The sequence below is a fragment of the Nonomuraea sp. NPDC005692 genome (genome assembly GCF_040631115.1).
Taxonomy (GTDB): Bacteria; Actinomycetota; Actinomycetes; order Streptosporangiales; family Streptosporangiaceae; genus Nonomuraea.
This window is the reverse complement of record NZ_JBEXYU010000032.1, coordinates 88,111-107,325: the sequence shown is the minus strand read 5'-3', so window position 1 is coordinate 107,325 and position 19,215 is coordinate 88,111. Positions and strand designations below refer to the sequence as shown.

Annotated in this window: 19 protein-coding genes; 15 read left to right on the top strand and 4 right to left on the bottom strand. The window is 70.0% G+C overall.

The window, feature by feature from the left end; all coding sequences use genetic code 11:
* Nucleotides 1-141: 141 nt before the first annotated feature.
* The 4 genes from ABZ459_RS42340 to ABZ459_RS42325 all read left to right on the top strand — a co-directional run bounded on the left by ABZ459_RS42340 (nucleotide 142) and on the right by ABZ459_RS42325 (nucleotide 3,000).
* On the top strand, nucleotides 142-1,125 hold the full coding sequence (locus ABZ459_RS42340; RefSeq protein WP_357983446.1) for a TerC family protein: 984 nt from the start codon (nucleotides 142-144) through the stop codon (nucleotides 1,123-1,125).
* Nucleotides 1,126-1,233: 108 nt separating this feature from the next.
* A complete protein-coding gene (locus ABZ459_RS42335) occupies nucleotides 1,234-1,875 on the top strand; it encodes a phosphatidylserine decarboxylase (protein WP_357983500.1) in 642 nt (213 codons plus the stop codon).
* A complete protein-coding gene (pssA, locus tag ABZ459_RS42330) occupies nucleotides 1,862-2,689 on the top strand; it encodes a CDP-diacylglycerol--serine O-phosphatidyltransferase (protein ID WP_357983442.1) in 828 nt (275 codons plus the stop codon). The genes ABZ459_RS42335 and pssA overlap by 14 nt, the downstream gene beginning before the upstream one ends.
* Nucleotides 2,690-2,724: 35 nt before the next feature.
* The gene (locus ABZ459_RS42325) at nucleotides 2,725-3,000 is read left to right on the top strand and encodes a hypothetical protein (protein ID WP_357983439.1); all 276 of its coding nucleotides are present in this window, start codon (nucleotides 2,725-2,727) and stop codon (nucleotides 2,998-3,000) included.
* Nucleotide 3,001: 1 nt separating this feature from the next.
* Here ABZ459_RS42325 and ABZ459_RS42320 read toward each other — a convergent pair whose 3' ends face one another.
* Both ABZ459_RS42320 and ABZ459_RS42315 read right to left on the bottom strand, forming a co-directional pair.
* Nucleotides 3,002-3,658, bottom strand: coding sequence for an MBL fold metallo-hydrolase (locus tag ABZ459_RS42320; RefSeq protein WP_357983436.1), 657 nt, complete (start codon nucleotides 3,656-3,658; stop codon nucleotides 3,002-3,004).
* Nucleotides 3,659-3,711: 53 nt separating this feature from the next.
* On the bottom strand, nucleotides 3,712-4,446 hold the full coding sequence (locus tag ABZ459_RS42315) for a maleylpyruvate isomerase family mycothiol-dependent enzyme (protein WP_357983434.1): 735 nt from the start codon (nucleotides 4,444-4,446) through the stop codon (nucleotides 3,712-3,714).
* Between the two features lie 217 nt (nucleotides 4,447-4,663).
* Here ABZ459_RS42315 and uvrA point away from each other — a divergent pair, with 217 nt between their 5' ends.
* Nucleotides 4,664-7,504, top strand: coding sequence for an excinuclease ABC subunit UvrA (uvrA, locus tag ABZ459_RS42310; RefSeq protein ID WP_357983431.1), 2,841 nt, complete (start codon nucleotides 4,664-4,666; stop codon nucleotides 7,502-7,504).
* A 98-nt stretch (nucleotides 7,505-7,602) separates the two neighbouring features.
* On the opposite strand, the gene ABZ459_RS42305 is transcribed toward uvrA, so the two are convergent.
* Nucleotides 7,603-8,319, bottom strand: a complete 717-nt coding sequence (locus ABZ459_RS42305) for a DUF2306 domain-containing protein (RefSeq protein ID WP_357983428.1) — start codon at nucleotides 8,317-8,319, stop codon at nucleotides 7,603-7,605.
* A gap of 220 nt (nucleotides 8,320-8,539) precedes the next feature.
* Here ABZ459_RS42305 and ABZ459_RS42300 point away from each other — a divergent pair, with 220 nt between their 5' ends.
* The 7 genes from ABZ459_RS42300 (at nucleotide 8,540) to whiA (ending at nucleotide 15,046) form a co-directional block, all read left to right on the top strand.
* On the top strand, nucleotides 8,540-8,953 hold the full coding sequence (locus ABZ459_RS42300; protein WP_357983425.1) for a Rieske (2Fe-2S) protein: 414 nt from the start codon (nucleotides 8,540-8,542) through the stop codon (nucleotides 8,951-8,953).
* Between the two features lie 155 nt (nucleotides 8,954-9,108).
* Nucleotides 9,109-9,576, top strand: coding sequence for a Rieske (2Fe-2S) protein (locus ABZ459_RS42295; RefSeq protein ID WP_357983422.1), 468 nt, complete (start codon nucleotides 9,109-9,111; stop codon nucleotides 9,574-9,576).
* A gap of 76 nt (nucleotides 9,577-9,652) precedes the next feature.
* Nucleotides 9,653-10,105 (top strand): Rieske (2Fe-2S) protein, encoded by a 453-nt coding sequence (locus tag ABZ459_RS42290; protein ID WP_357983419.1) that lies wholly within the window; start codon nucleotides 9,653-9,655, stop codon nucleotides 10,103-10,105.
* Nucleotides 10,106-10,209: 104 nt separating this feature from the next.
* The gene (gene uvrC / locus ABZ459_RS42285; protein ID WP_357983497.1) at nucleotides 10,210-12,114 is read left to right on the top strand and encodes an excinuclease ABC subunit UvrC; all 1,905 of its coding nucleotides are present in this window, start codon (nucleotides 10,210-10,212) and stop codon (nucleotides 12,112-12,114) included.
* Nucleotides 12,115-12,158: 44 nt separating this feature from the next.
* Complete coding sequence (gene rapZ, locus ABZ459_RS42280; protein ID WP_357705735.1) at nucleotides 12,159-13,025, top strand: RNase adapter RapZ; 867 nt, start codon at nucleotides 12,159-12,161, stop codon at nucleotides 13,023-13,025.
* An 11-nt stretch (nucleotides 13,026-13,036) separates the two neighbouring features.
* Entirely contained in the window at nucleotides 13,037-13,993 is a 957-nt protein-coding gene (gene yvcK / locus ABZ459_RS42275) for a uridine diphosphate-N-acetylglucosamine-binding protein YvcK (RefSeq protein ID WP_357983494.1), read from the top strand.
* Nucleotides 13,994-14,065: 72 nt separating this feature from the next.
* Nucleotides 14,066-15,046: a DNA-binding protein WhiA gene (whiA, locus tag ABZ459_RS42270; RefSeq protein ID WP_138714326.1), complete on the top strand. Its 981-nt coding sequence runs from the start codon at nucleotides 14,066-14,068 to the stop codon at nucleotides 15,044-15,046.
* A 187-nt stretch (nucleotides 15,047-15,233) separates the two neighbouring features.
* Here the strand turns inward: whiA and ABZ459_RS42265 are convergent, their stop codons facing one another.
* Nucleotides 15,234-15,929: a hypothetical protein gene (locus ABZ459_RS42265; protein WP_357983416.1), complete on the bottom strand. Its 696-nt coding sequence runs from the start codon at nucleotides 15,927-15,929 to the stop codon at nucleotides 15,234-15,236.
* Between the two features lie 182 nt (nucleotides 15,930-16,111).
* Here ABZ459_RS42265 and gap point away from each other — a divergent pair, with 182 nt between their 5' ends.
* From gap to tpiA, 3 genes are read left to right on the top strand one after another with little or no spacing between them, the layout of a single operon-like run.
* Complete coding sequence (gene gap / locus ABZ459_RS42260) at nucleotides 16,112-17,116, top strand: type I glyceraldehyde-3-phosphate dehydrogenase (protein ID WP_357983413.1); 1,005 nt, start codon at nucleotides 16,112-16,114, stop codon at nucleotides 17,114-17,116.
* A gap of 37 nt (nucleotides 17,117-17,153) precedes the next feature.
* Nucleotides 17,154-18,341 carry a phosphoglycerate kinase gene (locus ABZ459_RS42255; RefSeq protein ID WP_357983410.1) on the top strand — a complete coding sequence of 396 codons (1,188 nt, stop codon included), beginning with the start codon at nucleotides 17,154-17,156 and terminating at the stop codon, nucleotides 18,339-18,341.
* A gap of 1 nt (nucleotide 18,342) precedes the next feature.
* Entirely contained in the window at nucleotides 18,343-19,128 is a 786-nt protein-coding gene (gene tpiA, locus ABZ459_RS42250; RefSeq protein WP_357983407.1) for a triose-phosphate isomerase, read from the top strand.
* Nucleotides 19,129-19,215: the final 87 nt, after the last annotated feature.

Genomic DNA, 19,215 nt, shown 5'->3' with positions numbered 1-19,215 from the left:
GGGAGGGGAGTATCCCTTCGCGACAGCCTCGTCATCACGGTGCAGCCCCACTCCACGGGGCCCCCGGGGCTGCCGGTCCGCGTTCCTCGCGGGCGGGAGAGACCTCCGGCAATGAGTCATGCATGCCGGAGGGTTTGAACCGTGACCGTACCTGTGTGGGCCTGGATCGCCGTCATCGGCGGTCTGCTGGTCGTCCTCGCCTTTGACCTTTGGATCGTCGACCGCGGTGAGGCCCGCGAGTTCTCCATGCGGCAGGCCGGATATTGGGTCACCTTCTATGTCGCCCTGGCCGCGTTGTTCGGTGTGGGGTTGTGGGCCACCTTCGGGGCCGCCAAGGCGGGGGAGTTCTTCGCCGGTTACATCACTGAATACAGCTTGAGCGTCGACAACCTGTTCATCTTCTTCATCATCATGAGCAGGTTCGCGGTGCCGCGGCCCTACCAGCACAAGGTGCTGCTCGTCGGCATCGTGCTCGCCCTGGTCATGCGCGGCATCTTCATCGCACTCGGCGCCGCCGCGCTGGAGCGGTTCAGCTGGCTCTTCTACGTCTTCGGCGCCTTCCTCGTCTACACCGCCGTCAACCTGATCCGGCAGCACCTCAAGGGCGAGGAAGACGAGTTCAACGAGAACATCCTGCTCAGGTGGGTGCGCCGGGCGTTCCCGACCACCGAGGGGTACGTCGGTTCGAAGGTCAGCGTCAAGATCGACGGCCGCCGCATGGTGACCCCCATGCTCATCGTGATGGTCGCCATCGGCACCACCGACCTGCTGTTCGCCCTCGACTCGATTCCGGCGATCTTCGGGCTCACCAAAGACCCCTTCGTCGTCTTCACGGCCAACGCGTTTGCCCTGATGGGGCTGCGTCAGCTTTACTTCCTGCTGGGCGGGTTGCTGCAGCGACTCGTCTACATCAGCTATGGTTTGGCGTTCATCCTCGGGTTCATCGGGGTTAAGCTGATAATGGAGGCGTTGCATGCCAGCGGCGTCTCCTGGGCACCCGAAATTCCCATCTGGGTGTCGCTCACGGTCATCGGCTCCACCATGGCGATCACCACGGTTGCGAGCCTGATCAAAGCCCGCATGACGAGCGGCGAAGGCGAGCACACGCACCCGGAGCAGGTCTAGCGGAACGGCTATCGAGGCGCTTTGCTTGTGTAGTTGCGCCGTGTAATAGTTGCGAGTTCCGTAACAGCATGGCAAAGCGCCTAGTCCAGTCACCACCAAAGGTTGTACGTGTCAGACGATTCTGCTAAGTCGAGCCGCGTCCGGCTCGCGCGCGGGGTCTCCCCGTGGCTCCTCCCGACGGCGGCCGCGGCGGCCGCCACCGCGCTGCTGACGCGCCGAGACCGGCGCTGGGCCCTGGCTGCGGCCCCGCTGGGTGCGCTCACCGGCGGCATGCTCTGGTTCTTCCGCGACCCCGAGCGCGCTCCCGGCGAGGGGCGCATCCTGTCGCCCGCCGACGGCGTGGTGCAGAGCATCGACCCCTGGCCGGACGGCCGCACCCGCGTCGCGATCTTCATGAGTCCCCTGAACGTGCACGTCAACCGTGCCCCTCTTGCGGGGAATGTCACGTCCGTGCAGCATGTCGCAGGTGGGTTCCTGCCGGCGTTCAACAAGGACAGCGACCAGAACGAACGCGTGGTGTGGCATTTCGAGACCGCGCTGGGCGACATCGAGATGGTGCAGATCGCAGGCGCCGTGGCGCGCCGGATCGTGCCGTACCTGAGCGCCGGGGCCAAGGTGGCGCAGACCGAGCGCATCGGCCTCATCCGGTTCGGTTCGCGGGTCGACATCTACCTTCCCGAAGGCATCTCGCCCGCGGTCACCGTGGGGGAGAAGACGGTTGCGGGGGTGACCAGAATTGACCACGGCTGACGCCGGCAGCTGGCAGGCTGGCGAGGAAGAGCCCCGCGGTCCCGTGGGCAAGGCGTTCCGCCTGTCCGCCGCGGACTCGCTCTCGCTGGGCAACGCGGTCTGCGGGTTCCTCGCCGTCTGCGTCCTGGCCTACTCGGCGATTCAGCAGCTCACGGTCGCCGACGGCAAGTTCACGCCGACGCCGAGCTACTTCGCCACGGCCATCGTCCTGCTGCTCATCGGCGCGACGTGCGACCTGTTCGACGGGCTCGTCGCGCGGCGCTTCCGCGCCTCGGCGATGGGCGCCGAGCTGGACAACCTGGCCGACGTGATCAGCTTCGGGTTCGCGCCCGCGTTCATGGTCGTGATCTGGGGGGTCGGCGCGCCGCCCTCGGTGCCGTTCATCGCGGTGGTCACCGCCGCGGCGGCCGTGCTGGTCGCCGGTGTCGTACGCCTGGCGCGCTTCGCGTGCGTCAAGACCAAGAGCGGCGACTTCATGGGCCTGCCCATTCCCATGGGCGCCATGACCGTGATCTCGATCGTGCTGCTGTTCCAGCCCAGCATCTGGGCGCTGTTCGCGGTGCTCGGCGTGGCCTGGCTGATGGTCAGCCGGATCGAGTACCCCAAGCCGAAGGGTCAGCTCGCGGCGGTCGTCCTCGGGTGGATCATGGTGAACGTGGCCTTCCTCACGTTCTGGGTGGCCTGGCCGGAAGGCGGCGACCTGCCGATCAAGATCGGCGCGACCATGCAGATCGCGCTCGTCGCGGCGATCCCGCTGCGCATGTTGTTCTACAAGCGGGAGCTGCGCAAGGAAGCCGAGCGCATCGGCAACTAGGGGATTTTTCATCCATCTTCGGCTTTGATGGATCCATGTCGGCCATGCCGCGCGAGCACACGCGTACGTACTATCTCGGCAAGCTGGCCACGGAGCTGGAGCAGCGCGGGCTGACCGCCACCCTGCGGGCCAACCCGCCCGCGCTGAGGATCAGCGATCCCGACACCGCGCTGCTGGCCGAGACGATCGACTGCGTGCCGCTGCCCGAGGGGTGGTTCTACCGCTGGTCGTGGGGCGAGCTCGTGGGCCTGGCCGACGATCCCGCCCTGGCGGCTGTGCGCATCGTGCGCGTGCTGGCGGCGGGCAGCTGAGTTACCAGCCTCTGGCCTTCCATTCGGGCAGCGCGGGACGTTCGGCGCCGAGCGTCGTGTCCTTGCCGTGGCCGGGGTAGACCCAGGTGTCGTCGGGCAGGCGGTCGAAGATGCGCTCGGTCACGTCGGTGTAGAGCCGCTCGAAACGCTCCGGGTCCCTGCCGGTGTTGCCCACCCCGCCGGGGAACAGGGAGTCGCCGGTGAACAGGTGACGGCCGTCGGGGCCGCCGTCGTAGAGCAGCGCGATCGAGCCCGGGGTGTGGCCGCGCAGGTGGATGACCTCCAGGCTGACCGGGCCGAGGGAGATCGTGTCGCCGTGGTCGACCGTGCGGCCGGCCGGGACGGGCAGGCCGGGCGCGTCGAGCGGATGGGCGATCACCTCGGCGCCGGTGACCCTGGCCACCTGTTCGAGGGCCTGCCAGTGGTCGCCGTGCTGGTGGGTGGTGACGATCGCGCCGAGCGGCTGGTCGCCGACGAGCGCCAGCAGCCGATCGGCGTCGGCCGCGGCGTCGATCAGCAGCTCGTCGCCGGTCTCGGTGGAACGCAGCAGGTAGGCGTTGTTGTCGTGGGGGCCGACCGCCAGCTTGGAGATGGTCAGGGCGGGCAGCTCGCGCACGTCGGCGGGGCCGCCGACCCGGACGTCGCCGGTGTAGGTCATGGGTAGTCCTTCGGGGGCGTCGCGGGCAGATCAGCGGGGGCCGGCATCGTCAGTCACGGCGGCGGCTCGGGAAGGAGCGCACCACCGTCACCAGGCGGCGACGGCTGTCCCGCGGGCACCAGGGTAACGCCCTCGCCGTCCGACCTTCCCGTCAACCAGGCCAGCATGTCGGCCGGGCTGCCATGGACGGCCGGGCCGTGGCCGAGGTTCTGCCACTTTTGCCCCGGCTCGCCGGTCAGGACGACCTCGCTCACCGTGCTGCGGCCGTACGGCCAGGATCGGCGGAGGTCGTGCAGTTCGCGGCGGACGAACGTCTCCGGCCAGTCGTGGGGGCCGTACCCGGCGCCGAGGTCCACGTGGTGCATGCCCACCTCGCGCAGCCGGCGTACCAGGACATACCAGGCGGGATGCGGCGGCGGCCGCATGCCCCGGACGGACGCCGACCACGCCCGCGCGGGCAGTTCGCGGATCGCGGCGGCCAGGCGGGCGGCACTGTCGGTCAGGTCGGCCAGGTGGCGCGCGGCCGGACGGGCGGCGGCGGCCTCGATCTCGTCGGCCCTGGCCTCCAGGGAGCGGTACTGCGGGGTCTCGACGCCCGTCCTCGCCCAGGTGAGGAGGTTGAGGTGGGAGCGGGCGTTGCCGGACAGGTGGGCGAGCACGTGCCCTCTGGTCCAGCCGGGCAGCAGGGACGGGGCCGCGATGTCGGCATCGGACAGGGACGCGGCCGTGGCCAGCAGCCGGTCGGTCGCGGCGGCGAGTTCGGCCTGCACCGCAGGTAGAACGGTCATGTCCAGATATTTCATCACTTAGGTGTCCAAGGTCGGGCGCGGGCATAAAGCGGCAGGTCAAGTGGTTGACCCTCAAAGGGCTCCTGCCGACGCGGGAGATGGCCGTAACCTGTGAAGGACGGATTTTCGGGGGCCGGGGATCGGCTCGCCGAAAATGTCGGTGCCCCCGTCTACCATCCCCCGTGGACCTATCCGCCTTTCGACCTCCGGGATCGCCGTGGCAGACCGCCTGATCGTGCGTGGTGCACGAGAACACAACCTCAAGGACGTCTCGCTTGACCTGCCGCGAGACTCGCTGATCGTCTTCACCGGCCTCTCCGGCTCCGGCAAGTCGAGCCTGGCCTTCGACACGATCTTCGCTGAGGGCCAGCGGCGCTACGTCGAGTCCTTGTCGGCCTACGCCCGCCAGTTCCTCGGCCAGATGGACAAACCCGACGTCGACTTCATCGAGGGTCTGTCGCCCGCGGTGTCCATCGACCAGAAGGCCACCAGCAAGAACCCCCGCTCGACCGTCGGCACCATCACCGAGGTCTACGACTATCTGCGTCTGCTGTGGGCGCGCATCGGCAAGCCCCACTGCCCGGCCTGCGGCCGTCCGATCGCCCGGCAGATGCCGCAGCAGATCGTCGACCGCGTGATGGACCTGGAGGAGGGCACCCGTTTCCAGGTGCTCGCCCCCGTCATCCGCGGCCGCAAGGGCGAATACGCCGAGCTGTTCCGCGAGCTGCAGACCAAGGGCTTCGCGCGGGCCAGGGTCGACGGCACGGTCGTGCGGCTGGAGGAGCCGCCGACGCTGAAGAAGTATGAGAAGCACGACATCGAGGTCATCGTCGACCGCCTGTCGGTCAAGGAGTCCTCGCGCCGCCGGCTCACCGACTCCGTCGAGACCGCGCTGCAGCTGTCCGGCGGCACGATCACGCTGGAGTTCGTCGACCTGCCGGAAGACGACCCGGGCCGTGAGCGCTTCTACTCCGAGCACCTCTACTGCCCTTACGACGACCTGTCGTTCGAGGAGCTGGAGCCGCGCTCGTTCTCCTTCAACTCGCCCTTCGGCGCCTGCCCCGAGTGCACCGGCCTCGGCACCAAGATGGAGGTCGACCCCGACCTGGTGGTGCCCGACCCCGAGCGCACGCTCGGCGACGGCGCGCTGCACCCGTGGTCGGGCGGCCACACCAGCGAATACTTCGTCAGGCTGATCGAGGCGCTCGGCCTCACGGTCGGGTTCACCCTCGACACGCCGTGGGAACGGCTGCCCAAGAAGGCCCAGAAGTCGCTGCTGTACGGCCACGACGAGCAGGTGCACGTCCGCTACAGCAACCGCTACGGCCGCCAGCGCTCCTACTACACCACCTTCGACGGCGTCATCCCGTGGGTGCAGCGCCGGCACGCCGAGGCCGAGAGCGACGCCACGCGCGAGCGCTTCGAGGGCTACATGCGCGAGATCCCGTGCCCGGCCTGCAAGGGCGCCAGGCTCAAGCCGGTCACCCTCGCCGTCACCGTCGACGACCGGTCGATCGCCGAGGTCGCGGCCATGTCGATCGGCGAGTGCGCGAAGTTCCTGGCCGAGCTGAAGCTGTCCGACCGTGACATGCACATCGCCGAGCGGGTGGTCAAGGAGATCAACGCCCGCATGGGCTTCCTGCTCGACGTCGGCCTCGACTACCTCACCATGGACCGCGCCGCCGCCACCCTCGCCGGTGGCGAGGCCCAGCGCATCCGGCTGGCCACGCAGATCGGCTCCGGGCTGGTCGGCGTTCTCTACGTGCTGGACGAGCCGTCCATCGGTCTGCACCAGCGTGACAACATGCGCCTGCTCGACACGCTGATCAGGCTGCGCGACATGGGCAACACGCTGATCGTCGTCGAGCACGACGAGGACACCATCGCCGCCGCCGACTGGGTGGTCGACATCGGTCCCGGCGCCGGCGAGCACGGCGGCCAGGTCGTGGTCTCCGGTACCGTCCAGGAGCTCCTCGCCAGCGAGGAGTCCATGACCGGCCAGTACCTGTCGGGCCGCCGGAGCATCCCGATCCCGGCCAAGCGCCGCAAGCGCGACAAGAAGCGGCAGATCACGGTCAAGGGCGCGCGCGAGCACAACCTCAAGGGCGTCGACATCGAGTTCCCGCTGGGCGTGTTCACGGCGGTGACCGGCGTGTCCGGGTCGGGCAAGTCGACGCTGGTCAACGACATCCTCTACAACGCGCTGGCCAAGGAGCTCAACGGCGCCCGCACGGTGCCGGGGCGGCACTCCCGCATCAACGGCATGGACCAGGTGGACAAGGTCGTGCACGTCGACCAGTCGCCGATCGGCCGTACGCCGCGCTCCAACCCGGCCACGTACACCGGGGTCTTCGACCACGTGCGCAAGCTGTTCGCCCAGACGGCCGAGGCCAAGGTGCGCGGCTACCAGCCGGGGCGGTTCAGCTTCAACGTCAAGGGCGGGCGCTGCGAGGCGTGCGCGGGCGACGGCACGATCAAGATCGAGATGAACTTCCTGCCGGACGTCTACGTCCCCTGTGAGGTCTGCCACGGCGCCCGGTACAACCGGGAGACGCTGGAGGTTCACTACAAGGGCAAGACGATCGCCGAGGTGCTCGACATGCCGATCGAGGAGGCGCTGGCCTTCTTCGACGCGATCCCGGCGATCAAGCGGCACCTGCAGACGCTCAACGACGTCGGCCTGGGCTACGTGCGGCTCGGGCAGCCGGCGACCACGCTGTCCGGCGGCGAGGCGCAGCGCGTCAAGCTCGCCTCCGAGCTGCAGCGCCGCCAGACCGGGCGGACGATCTACGTGCTCGACGAGCCCACCACCGGCCTGCACTTCGAGGACATCCGCAGGTTGCTCGGCGTGCTCGGGCGGTTGGTCGACGGCGGGAACACGGTGATCGTCATCGAGCACAACCTCGATGTCATCAAGACCGCCGACTGGATCATCGACATGGGCCCCGAAGGCGGGTCCCGCGGCGGCACGCTCGTGGCCGCGGGCACGCCCGAAGAGGTGGCGCTGGTCAACGAGAGCCACACCGGCCGCTTCCTGCGGAAGATCCTGTCGCTCTGAGCCAGGCGGCGGCTCGGGTACGGCTGTGTCTCACTGTGGGGCGGGCGGGTGATGGCTCGGGTGCGGCCGGGTCTCACCTGGCTCGATTTCGCCGGGAGTCAAGCGGTGGCTCTGGTGCGGCGGCGGCGCTTGGCGGCGTCGCCGCGCTCCAGCCACCACTCGGCGAACAGCAGCGGCAGCACCCAGCCCAGCCAGGCGCTCAGTGCGCCGACCGTGGCGGCCAGCAGCGCCTGGTCGCCGTGGAAGGTGGTGTCGAGCTGCGGTGACAGCGTGATGACGAACACCGCGCCCCACAGGCGGTTGGTGATGATCGACATCGTCAGGGCGAAGCTGCGGATCATCCACCTGCGGTGATCGACGAACCTGCGCTGCCGGGCCATCCGCCAGCCGGCCAGCGTGCAGCCCAGCCACAGCAGCGCCAGCACCACCCCGCTGGCCCTGGTCACCGGGCCGAAGGGCGTGGCCAGGCTGACCACCAGGCCCAGCAGGCCGCCGGGCAGGCAGCCGCCGAAGACGTACACCCGGCCGATCATGCGGTGGGCCCGCGGGTGGCGGGCGCGGAACCACGGCCAGACCTGCAGGCAGCACGAGATCATCGCGATCGAGCCGAAGATCACGTGCAGGGAGAGCACCGCGAAGTGCGGGGGGAAGAAGTCGGGCGCGGGCACCCGCGACCGGCTCGGGTCCAGCGACAGGTAGGGCGGCAGCGAGAAGGCGACGAACGCGATCGCCAGCACCGCGAGCGGAGCCACCCACGGACGCCGCCACCAGCGCGGCCCGGACGTCGTGGGCATGGGAGTTTCGGTGAGTGTCATGAGCGACACGCTCACGCCCGGCGCTGACCGCGGGCCTACCGTCCGCTGACCGTGCATGGGCCGCTCGTTGCCTCGACGGTGGCCGTATCGGTCACCCGATGGGCGGACCGAGGGGTGGGGCCAATAAAGTTGAAGCACGGGTAACGGCTTGACCTGCTGGGGGTCGGCGGAGACGCGAAGGGTCGGCTAATTCATGACGGTGACGAATCAGGGCGAAGCCATGCCCGAAAACGGCGGCATAGGGCGCCGCGAGATGCTCGGCGTGGCGGGGGTGGCCGCGTGCGGGCTGGCGCTGGCCGGTTGCGGGGCGGGGGACGCCAAGGCGCAGCCGGTGTCGGGGATCAAGGGCAAGGTGCTCGCCAAGACGGCGGACGTGCCCGTCGGCGGCGGCACGATCGTGCAGGAGTGGCGGATCGTGGTCACGCAGCCCACGAAGGGCGTCTACAAGGCGTTCAGCGCGGTCTGCACGCACAAGGGATGCATGGTGGGCACGCCGAAGGACAACGTCATCACGTGTGCGTGCCACGGCAGCGAGTTCGCCGCCGACAGCGGCCAGGCCACCAAGGGGCCCGCGACCGCGCCGCTGACCGTCTACCAGGTCAAGGTGGAGGGCGACGGCATCGTCGTGGTCTGAGGGCGCGCCCTGAGGGCCGGTCCGCGGGTGCGGTCCGGGGAAGGCTTGTTCTGGGTAATTGTGCGTGGTTTCCGGGATTGGGGTCGTGCAGGCTGAACCGGCGCGGGGGCGCCGGCCGTACCTGCATGTGAGACCGAGACCTGGGAGGACGCACCATGACAGAAACGACGCGCCGGACGGTCATGCTCGGCGCCGGAGGCGCCGGGCTCGCGGCGGTTCTGACGGCGTGCGCGAGCTACGGTTCGCCGACGACGGCGGCGAACGAGGCGCCGGCCGCCGAGGGGCCGGGCACCGAGGAGCCGTCGTCGGAGCCCAAGAAGAAGGTGAAGAAGAAGGTTAAGGCCCTGGCCGACACCGGCGACATCCAGGTGGGCGGCGGCGCGGTCTTCAAGGACCAGAAGGTCGTGGTGACACAGCCGACCGAAGGGGAGTTCAAGGCGTTCACGGCGATCTGCACCCATGCGGGCTGCACGGTCGCCAGCGTCTCGAACGGCACCATCAGCTGCCCCTGCCACGGCAGCAAGTTCAAGATCGAGGACGGTTCGGTGGCCGACGGCCCCGCCGGCGCGCCGCTCGCCGAGAAGAAGATCACCGTGGACGGCGACAAGATCAGACTCGCCTAATCCCCGTCTCATGAATTTCTCACCTGCCTCCGGTTGGGTGGGACGCATGGGAGATGACCTTCGAAGCCGTCGGGCAGTGATAGCGGGTGTGGGCGCGGGCGGGCTGGCGCTGGCGATCAGCGCCTGCGGCGGCAGCACCGAGACCACGGCGGCCACCGCCCCCGACGCGGGTGGCCAGTCGAGCGCGGCACAGCCGGGCGCGTCGCAGTCGAGCGCCCCGCAGTCCAGCGCTCCCCAGGCGGGTGGCGCGCTGGCCAAGACCGCCGACATCCCCGTCGGCGGCGGCACGATCTTCAAGGACCAGAAGATCGTGGTGACGCAGCCGACGGCCGGCGAGTTCAAGGCCTTCAGCGCGATCTGCACGCACAAGGGCTGCCCCGTGGGCAGCGTCGCGGACGGCGCGATCGTGTGCCCGTGCCATGGCAGCAAGTTCAACATCGCCGACGGCTCGGTCACCGACGGACCGGCCGACAAGCCGCTGGCCGCCCAGCAGATCAAGGTGGAGGGCGACCAGATCACCCTGGCGTGACCCGGACCATGGTGAGCCCCGTCGTGCCGTCCGAAGGCTCGGCGGGTCACCTTGTCGGTGGCGCCTACTAGTCTTTGACCGTGGCGAGAGCAGCGGGCAGCCCCTTGAGTTTCCGGCCCAGACCAGGTTCGATCCCCGAGTCGCCGGGGGTCTACCGGTTCAGGGACGCGCACGGCCGGGTGATCTACGTCGGCAAGGCCAAGAGCCTGCGGCAGCGGCTCAACTCCTACTTCGCCGACTTCTCCGCGCTGCATCCGCGCACCCAGTCGATGCTCACCACGGCCGCCGACGTCGACTGGACCGTCGTCGGCACCGAGGTCGAGGCGCTGCAGCTCGAATACTCCTGGATCAAGGAGTTCGACCCGCGCTTCAACGTCAAGTACCGCGACGACAAGTCCTACCCCTACCTCGCGGTGACGATGGGGGAGGATTTCCCGCGCGTCCAGGTCATGCGGGGCGCCAAGCGCAAGGGCACCCGCTACTTCGGCCCCTACTCGCACGCCTGGGCCATCCGCGAGACCGTCGACCTGCTGCTGCGCGTCTTCCCGGTGCGCACGTGCAGCGCCGGGGTGTTCAAGCGGGCCGGGCAGATCGGCCGTCCGTGCCTGCTGGGCTACATCGACAAGTGCTCGGCGCCGTGCGTGGGCCGGGTGACCCCGCAGGAGCACCGCGAGCTGGCCGAAGACTTCTGCGACTTCATGGCGGGCAACACCACCCGCTTCATCAAACGCCTCGAGAAGGACATGCGCGAGGCCGCCGGCGAGCAGGAGTACGAGCGGGCGGCCCGGCTGCGCGACGACATCCAGGCGCTGCAGCGCGCGCTGGAGAAGCAGGCCGTGGTGCTCGGCGAGGCCACCGACGCCGACGTGATCGCGCTGGCCGAGGATCCGCTGGAGGCCGCCGTCCAGGTGTTCTACGTGCGCGGGGGCCGCATCCGCGGTCAGCGGGGCTGGGTGGTCGACAAGGTCGAGGAGACCTCGCCCGGCGAGCTGGTCGAGCAGTTCCTGCTGCAGATGTACGGCGAGGCCGGCCCCGAGTCGATGCCGCGCGAGGTGCTCGTGCCCGCGCTGCCGCCCGACGCCGAGGCGGTCGCCGAGCTGCTGACCGAGCAGCGTAGGGCCCGGGTCGAGGTACGCGTCCCGCAGCGCGGCGACAAGAAGGCGCTGATGGAGACCGTCGAGCGCAACGCCAAGGAGTCCCTGGCCCAGCACAAGATCCGCCGCGCCGGCGACCTGACCACGCGCAGCAAGGCGCTGCAGGAGATCGCCGACGCGCTCGACCTCGACCAGGCGCCGCTGCGCGTCGAGTGCTACGACGTCTCCCATCTGCAGGGCGAGAACGTCGTGGCGTCCATGGTGGTCTTCGAGGACGGTCTGGCGCGCAAGAGCGAGTACCGGCGCTTCGCGATCAAGACCAAGGAGGGCGACGTCGCCTCGATCCACGAGGTGATCATGCGGCGGTTCCGGCGTTATCTGGAGGAACGTTCGGCCACCGGCGAGCTGGCCGCCGAGGACGACGACGGCCATGGGCCCATCGACCCCGAGACCGGCAAGCCGCGCAAGTTCGCCTACCCGCCCAACCTGGTCGTCGTCGACGGCGCGGGCCCCCAGGCGGCCGCCGCGCAGCGGGCGCTCGACGAGCTCGGCATCGACGACGTCGCGGTGTGCGGCCTGGCCAAGCGGCTGGAGGAGGTGTGGTTGCCCGGCGACGACCAGCCAGTGATCATGCCTCGTTCAAGTGAGGGTCTCTACCTGCTGCAACGCGTCCGCGACGAAGCACACAGGTTCGCCATCACCTACCATCGTTCCAAGAGGTCCAAGTCAGTGAAGGAGAGCGCGCTCGACGGCGTGCCCGGCCTCGGGCCGGCGCGCAGGCAGGCGTTGCTCAAGCACTTCGGCTCCGTCAAGAAGCTACGCGAGGCCAGCGCGACCGAGATCTGCGAGGTTCCCGGCATCGGGCCGGCCCTCGCCGAGGTCATCGTGTCGACGCTGAAGGGAGATACATCGTGAACACCCGCGAGGGAGCGCAGGGTGTCGGCGAACGGAGTGAGGCCATGAGCACCGAGCCGGCGTTCGTCATCGTCACCGGCATGTCCGGGGCGGGGCGCAGCACGGCCGCCAAGGCGCTGGAAGACCTGGGCTGGTTCGTCATCGACAACCTGCCGCCGGGGCTGCTGTTCGCGATGGCGGAGGAGGCGGGCAAGGTCAAGCTGGCCGCCGACAAGGTGGCCGCGGTCGTCGACGTGCGCAGCCTGGCCTTCACCACCGACCTCAACGCGGCCATCGAGGAGCTGGAGGGCCGTGGCGTTCGCGTACGGGTCGTCTTCCTCGAGGCCAGCGACGAGGAGCTGGTGCGCAGGTTCGAGAACGTCCGCCGGCCCCACCCGCTGCAGGGCGAGGGCCGCCTGGTCGACGGCATCACCCGCGAGCGCGGCATCCTGCGCGAGGTGCGGGCCAACGCCGACCTGGTGATCGACACCTCGTCCCACAACGTGCACGACCTGCGCAACAAGATCGTCGCCTACTTCGGCGGCGAGGACCGCCCGGGGCTGCGGCTCAACGTCGTCTCGTTCGGGTTCAAGTACGGCCTGCCGGTCGACGCCGACCTCGTCGTCGACTGCCGATTCCTGCCCAACCCCCACTGGGTGCCCGAGCTGCGGCCGATGAACGGCCTCGACGCGCCGGTCAGCGACTACGTGCTCGGCCAGCCGGGCGCCAAGGAGTTCCTCGACGCCTACGAGGAGGTCCTGCAGGTCGTCGCCACCGGCTACGCCCGCGAGGGCAAGAGCTACGCGACCCTGGCCGTGGGCTGCACGGGCGGCAAGCACCGCAGCGTGGCCATGGCCGAGCAGGTCGCCGCCCGCCTGCGTGACCGCGGCATGGAGGTCCAGGTCAGTCACCGGGATGTGGGGCGGGAGTGACCCATGAACGTATGGAGCTGGGGCTGCCGCATCCGCTGAACGGTCCCCACGTGGTGGCCCTCGGCGGCGGCCACGGGCTCTACGCCTCGCTGTCGGCCTTACGGGTCGTCACCGACCGGCTGACCGCGGTGGTGACCGTGGCCGACGACGGCGGCTCCAGCGGCCGGCTGCGCCGCGAGCTCGGCGTGCTGCCGCCCGGCGACCTGCGCATGGCGCTGGCCGCGCTGTGCGGCGACGACGAGTGGGGCATCACCTGGAGCGAGGTCGTCCAGCACCGCTTCCGCAGTGAGGGCGAGCTCCACGGGCACGCCGTCGGCAACCTGCTGATCGTGGCGCTGTGGGAGCTGCTCGGCGACTCGGTGGCCGGCCTCGACTGGGTGGGCCGGCTGCTCGGCGCGCACGGCAGGGTGCTGCCGATGGCCTCGGTGCCGCTCGACATCGTGGCCGAGGTCGAGCTCGACGGCGTCACCTCGACCGTGCGCGGCCAGGTCGCCTGCGCGCTCACGCCGGGCCGGGTGCAGGCCATCTCCCTGGTGCCCGAAGACCCGCCCGCGCGCCCGGAGGCGGTCGCCGCGGTGCACGAGGCCGACTGGCTGGTGTTCGGGCCGGGCTCGTGGTTCACCAGCGTGCTGCCGCACCTGAAGGTCCCCGAGCTGGCCCGCGCGCTGCACGACAGCAAGGCCAAGCGGCTCGTCACCCTCAACCTGGCCCCCCAGCCGGGCGAGACCGACGACTTCTCCCCCCAGCAGCACCTGGAGGTGCTCCGCCAGCACGCCCCCGACCTGGCCTTCGACGTCGTGCTGGCCGACACCGGCGTGGTCGACGACCTCGACGCCCTGGACAAGGCCGCGGCGGCGCTCGGCGCCCGGCTCGTCCTGGCCGACGTGGCCGCGGCCGACGGCTCGCCCCGGCATGACCCACGACGTCTTGCCTCCGTCCTGGACGAGATTTTCCTCCAGAAGCGTTGATCCTGGTCGGCGTGGCGCGAAGGTGCGAGAGACTGGCGGGAGCCGGTCTGAATGGGGGAAGGACTAACGCTTATGGCGATGACAGGTGTGGTGAAGGACGAACTGAGCCGCCTGCCGGTGCTGAAACCGTGCTGCCGCAAGGCGGAGGTTTCCACGCTGCTGCGGTTCGCCAGCGGCCTGCACCTGGTGGGCGGCCGCATCGTGATCGAGGCCGAGCTCGACACCAACGCCACCGCGCGGCGGCTGATCAAGGACATCGGCGAGGTGTTCGGTCACAAGGCCGAGGTGCTCGTGCTCGCGCCGGCCGGGCTGCGCAAGGGCTCGCGCTACGTGGTGCGCGTCTACCGCGACGGTGAGGCGCTGGCCCGGCAGACGGGCCTGATCGACAACCACGGGCGCCCGGTGCGCGGCCTGCCCCGGCAGGTCGTGGCGGGCGCGGCCTGCGACGCCGAGGCGGCCTGGCGGGGCGCCTTCCTGGCGCACGGCTCGCTGACCGAGCCGGGGCGTTCGATGTCCCTGGAGGTCACCTGCCCGGGGCCGGAGGCCGCGCTCGCGCTGGTCGGCTCGGCCCGGCGGCTGAAGATCCATGCTAAGGCCCGGGAGGTGCGCGGCGTCGACCGCGTCGTGGTCCGCGACGGCGACGCGATCAGCGCGCTGCTCACCCGCCTCGGCGCGCACGACAGCGTGCTGGCCTGGGAGGAGCGCCGGATGCGCCGCGAGGTGCGGGCCACCGCCAACCGGCTGGCCAACTTCGACGACGCCAACCTGCGGCGTTCGGCGCGGGCGGCCGTCGCGGCGGGCGCGCGGGTGCAGCGCGCGCTGGAGATCCTCGGCGAGGAGGCGCCGGACCACCTGGTGGTGGCCGGGCGGCTGCGGGTGGAGCACAAGCAGGCGTCGCTGGAGGAGCTGGGCCAGATCGCCGACCCGCCGCTGACCAAGGACGCCATCGCCGGGCGCATCAGGCGGCTGCTGGCGATGGCCGACAAGCGCGCCTCCGACCTGGGCATCCCTAACACCGAGGCCAACCTCACCGTCGACATGCTGGCGCCGTAGCGGGCTCGCCGCCGTGCGGGCGCCCGCGGCGCCGTCCGGGAGACCCCCATCCCGTACGGCTCCGCGCGGTGGCCCGCAAGCGCCGACGTCCCTGAACGCCTGTCATGGCCGGTCGTGAGGGCTCACGGGCCGCTCGCCGTGACGAGGCGCGCTGTGGGCCGCCCGACCGCTACCGGGTGGGCGTACGTCAGTCCCTGGCGGGCTTGCGCGGCGTGAACAGGTCCGCGGGCGCGTCCTGCTGCACCGGCGACTGCGCGAGCGCCTGTGCGGACGCCTGTGCGGACGACTGTGCGGGCGGTTGTGCGGGCTCGAAGGGCGCCCGGTACTCCTGCCCCGCCTCCTCCGTCGCCTCCTGGGCCAGGGCTGCCCGGTCGGCGCGGCGTACGCGGAAGACGCGCAGCGTGACCAGCAGGAGCGCGGCCACGGCGGCGACCGCGATGTACAGCCACATCTGCCACGTCTGTGCGAGCGGCTCGCGGTAGACCGCCAGGGCGCGGGGAAGTCCCTCGCCGGCGTTGGCCACCGTGATGTCGCCGAGCCGCGGGGAGGAGGGCGCGCCGGTCGCGGGCGTGCGCCGCGCGGCGCCGATCATGATGGACACGCCCGAGATCTGGCCACCGGCGACGGCCGCCGCCGCGTACAGGGCGGCCACCACCGGCAGCGCCCGGTTGCGCGGGCGGGCCGCGCCCACGGCCAGGGCGACCAGCAGCGCGATCAGGAGCGACAGCGTCACCGACAGGGCGTGGCCGTTGCCCAGCGTGGCGACGGCCTTCGGCAGCCGGTCCTGGAAGAGCACCGCGAACCCCAGGGCCGCCGCACAGACCAGCGCGGTGACCAGCCCCGCGATCAGTCCAGGAAGCAGGCCGGACCGCTTATGTGACATCTCAGCCCCCAGAGAATGCACGAATTTACTCCGACGAGTCGGGCACTTTACTCGAAGCTCGCAAATTGTGCCCCCTGAACGGGGATACGCAGGGCGGTACCTGAAGTGGTCTAAACCAATTTGGGTCCGATAGTGTTCGTGGTTGAGATTCAACCGCCATCTGTTCGAGGAGATCGGTTTCCGTGAGCATCCGCGTAGGCGTCAACGGCTTCGGCCGCATCGGTCGCAACTTCTGGCGCGCGGTCGCCGCCAGCGGCAAGGACATCGAGATCGTCGCGGTCAACGACCTGACCGACAACGCGACGCTCGCCCACCTGCTGAAGTACGACAGCATCCTGGGCCGTCTGCCGTACGAGGTGAAGGCCTCCAGCGACGAGATCACCGTCGACGGCAAGGCGATCAAGGCGTTCGCGGAGCGCGACCCGGCCAAGCTGCCCTGGGGCGACCTCGGCGTCGACGTCGTGGTGGAGTCGACCGGCCTGTTCACCGACGCCTCCAAGGCCAAGGTGCACGCCGACAACGGCGCCAAGAAGGTCATCATCTCCGCGCCGGCCAAGAACGAGGACGTCACCATCGTGATGGGCGTCAACGAGGACGTCTACGACCCGGCCAGCCACACGATCATCTCCAACGCGTCCTGCACCACCAACTGCCTGGCCCCGATGGCCAAGGTCATCCACGACACCTTCACCATCGAGAAGGGTCTGATGACCACCATCCACGCCTACACGCAGGACCAGAACCTGCAGGACGGCCCGCACAAGGACCTGCGCCGCGCCCGCGCCGCCGCCCTCAACGTGGTGCCCACCTCCACCGGCGCCGCCAAGGCCATCGGCCTGGTGCTGCCCGACCTCAAGGGCAAGCTCGACGGCTTCGCCATGCGCGTGCCGATCCCCACCGGCTCGGCCACCGACCTCACCGTCGACGTCAGCCGCGAGGTCACCGCCGAAGAGGTCAACGCCGCGATCAAGGCCGCCGCCGAGGGCCCGCTCAAGGGCATCCTCAGCTACACCGAGGACGAGATCGTCTCCTCCGACATCGTCACCGACCCCCACTCCTGCATCTTCGACGCCGGCCTCACCAAGGTCATCGGCAACCAGGTCAAGGTCGTCGGCTGGTACGACAACGAGTGGGGCTACTCCAACCGCCTCGCCGACCTGATCGAGCTGGTCGGCCGCGGCCTGTGAGCGTGGTCGAGGCCGCTGCGGGAACAGGAGCATGAGCATGCGCACGCTCGACGATCTCGACGTCAAGGGGCGGCGCGTGCTCGTGCGCGCCGACCTCAACGTCCCGCTCGACGGAGAGAAGATCACCGACGACGGCCGCATCCGCGCGTCGGTGCCGACGATCCAGGCGCTGGCCGGGCGCGGCGCCAAGGTCGTCGTCTGCGCCCATCTGGGCAGGCCCAAGGGCAAGGTCAACCCCGAGTACTCGCTCGGGCCGGTGGCCGCCCGCCTGGGTGAGCTGCTCGGCCAGGACGTCGCCTTCGCCACCGACGTGGTCGGCGACAGCGCGCGGCAGACGGTCGAGGCCCTCCGGGAGGGCCAGGTCGCCCTGCTGGAGAACCTGCGCTACGAGCCCGGCGAGGAGTCCAAGGACGACGCCGCCCGCGGCGCGTTCGCCGAGAAGCTGGCCGGCCTGGCCGAGCTCTACGTCGGCGACGGGTTCGGCGCGGTGCACCGCAAGCACGCCAGCGTCTACGACGTGCCCAAGCTGCTGCCGCACGCGGCCGGCGGGCTGGTCGTGGCCGAGGTCGAGGTGCTGCGCAGGCTGACCGAGGACACCGAGCGTCCCTACGTGGTCGTCCTGGGCGGGGCCAAGGTCTCCGACAAGCTGGGCGTCATCGCCAACCTGCTGACCAAGGTCGACCGGCTGCTGATCGGCGGCGGCATGGCCTACACCTTCCTCAAGGCCCAGGGCCACGAGGTGGGCCGGTCGCTGCTCCAGGAGGACCAGCTCGACCAGGTGCGCGGCTTCCTCGCCGAGGCCGGCAAGCGGGGCGTCGACCTCGTGCTGCCGGTCGACGTGGTGGCGGCCGTCAGCTTCGCGGCCGACGCCGAGCACGAGGTGGTCGAGGCCACCGCGATCCCGGCCGACCGCGAGGGGCTCGACATCGGGCCCAAGACGCGCGAGCTGTTCGCGAGCAAGCTGGCCGACGCCAAGACCGTCTTCTGGAACGGGCCGATGGGCGTGTTCGAGTTCGACGCGTTCTCCGGCGGCACCAGGGCGGTGGCCGAGGCGCTCATCGGCTCCGACGCCTTCACGGTGGTCGGCGGCGGCGACTCCGCGGCGGCCGTGCGCAGGCTGGGCCTGCCCGAGGACGGTTTCTCGCACATCTCCACCGGCGGCGGGGCCAGCCTGGAATACCTTGAGGGCAAGACCCTTCCCGGACTCGCGGCTCTGGAGGACTGAGGTGGCCCAGCAGCGCAAGCCGCTCATCGCCGGCAACTGGAAGATGAACCTCAATCACCTTGAGGCCATCGCCCTGGTCCAGAAGCTGGCGTTCGCGCTCAGCGACAAGGACTTCGACAAGGCCGACGTGGCCGTCCTGCCGCCCTTCACCGACCTGCGCAGCGTCCAGACGCTGGTCGACGGCGACAAGCTGCGCATCGTCTACGGGGCCCAGGACCTGTCCCAGCACGACAGCGGCGCCTACACCGGCGAGGTGTCGGGCGTCATGCTGGCCAAGCTCGGCTGCACGTACGTGGTCATCGGCCACTCCGAGCGCCGCCAGTACCACGCCGAGGACGACGACCTCGTCAACGCCAAGGTGCAGGCGGCCTACCGGCACTCGATCACGCCCATCCTGTGCGTGGGCGAGGGGCTGGCCGTGCGCCAAGAGGGCGGCCACATCGCGCACAGTCTCGGTCAACTCGACGGCGCCCTGCGCAAAATCAGCGCCGAGCAGGCAAAATCGATAGTGGTGGCCTACGAGCCCGTGTGGGCGATCGGCACGGGCGAGGTGGCCACCCCGGAGGACGCGCAGGAGGTCTGCGGAGCGTTGCGGGTGAGACTCGCGGAGCTCTACGACCCCGAAGTGGCCTCCGCGGTCCGTATCCTTTACGGTGGCTCGGTCAAGTCCGGCAATATCGTGGGGATCATGGCTCAACCCGATGTCGACGGCGCGCTCGTGGGCGGTGCCAGCATCGATGCCGGGGAGTTCGCCAAGATCTGCCGATTCTCCGAATTGCCTGGCTAACTGAGTCGTTCTGAGGGTGCGACTTGACACCAGGCCGTACCCTCAAGAGGCAAGTTTGAATCGTCACGCGTAACAGAGCACTGAAGG

Excerpts from the sequence above, each read along its gene's own strand:
- ABZ459_RS42320 (WP_357983436.1), bottom strand. The coding sequence starts at position 3,658 with ATGACCTACACCGGCGACGTCCGGGTCGGCGGCCCCGCCGACGTGCGC.
- ABZ459_RS42265 (WP_357983416.1), bottom strand. The coding sequence starts at position 15,929 with ATGTCACATAAGCGGTCCGGCCTGCTTCCTGGACTGATCGCGGGGCTG.
- ABZ459_RS42305 (WP_357983428.1), bottom strand. The coding sequence starts at position 8,319 with ATGACACTCACCGAAACTCCCATGCCCACGACGTCCGGGCCGCGCTGG.
- ABZ459_RS42325 (WP_357983439.1), top strand. The coding sequence starts at position 2,725 with ATGTCGGCCATGCCGCGCGAGCACACGCGTACGTACTATCTCGGCAAG.
- rapZ (WP_357705735.1), top strand. The coding sequence starts at position 12,159 with ATGAGCACCGAGCCGGCGTTCGTCATCGTCACCGGCATGTCCGGGGCG.
- ABZ459_RS42315 (WP_357983434.1), bottom strand. The coding sequence starts at position 4,446 with ATGACCGTTCTACCTGCGGTGCAGGCCGAACTCGCCGCCGCGACCGAC.
- ABZ459_RS42295 (WP_357983422.1), top strand. The coding sequence starts at position 9,109 with ATGACAGAAACGACGCGCCGGACGGTCATGCTCGGCGCCGGAGGCGCC.
- ABZ459_RS42255 (WP_357983410.1), top strand. The coding sequence starts at position 17,154 with ATGCGCACGCTCGACGATCTCGACGTCAAGGGGCGGCGCGTGCTCGTG.
- yvcK (WP_357983494.1), top strand. The coding sequence starts at position 13,037 with ATGGAGCTGGGGCTGCCGCATCCGCTGAACGGTCCCCACGTGGTGGCC.
- ABZ459_RS42300 (WP_357983425.1), top strand. The coding sequence starts at position 8,540 with ATGCCCGAAAACGGCGGCATAGGGCGCCGCGAGATGCTCGGCGTGGCG.
- whiA (WP_138714326.1), top strand. The coding sequence starts at position 14,066 with ATGGCGATGACAGGTGTGGTGAAGGACGAACTGAGCCGCCTGCCGGTG.